The organism is Arenibacter lacus (assembly GCF_008711145.1).
Lineage (GTDB): Bacteria > Bacteroidota > Bacteroidia > Flavobacteriales > Flavobacteriaceae > Arenibacter > Arenibacter amylolyticus.
Genome location: NZ_VVIN01000240.1, coordinates 1 through 514 on the forward strand (window position 1 = coordinate 1; position 514 = coordinate 514).

The 514-nt window shown below is 43.6% G+C and carries 1 pseudogene; it reads left to right on the plus strand.

What is annotated here, in order from left to right:
• A pseudogene (locus F1E73_RS17330) lies at positions 1-514 on the plus strand (cytochrome c oxidase subunit 3); the annotation flags it as partial.

Consider the following 514-nt stretch of genomic DNA (forward strand, 5'->3'; position numbering starts at 1 on the left):
CTATGTGGCCTTCATGACTTTCGTTCTGATTATGTCTTCTGTTACGATGGTGTTGGCAGTTGATGCAGGGCATAAGATGCAGAAGAAGAAAACAACTTGGTATATGTTCCTTACCGTTCTTGGTGGACTTATATTTATTGGTTCGCAAGCATGGGAGTGGGCTACCTTTATAAAAGGTGACTACGGAGCTTTGGAAACCAAAGGAGGTCGTATCATCCAGTTTCAAGCTGCTGATACCGGAGAGCGCTTGGCACTTAAGGACTTTGCTAAGACCATTCCTAGTGAGCGTGTAAATCACGAACGAAGAAATGGGGTATGGTACTACGGCGAGAAAGAGTTGCCTAGTTATAGTCTTAACGAGGTAATCGAAGGGGTGAAAGCAGATCCCAATGTAGTAGTCCGTGTAGAAAAGCTTAACGAAAGAGGCGAGAAAACAGTCCTCTCAAGGGAAGAAAGTCTTAAAAAGCTAGATGAGACTGTAGGAGTGGTAGAAGGAGCCAATCTTATACATAAT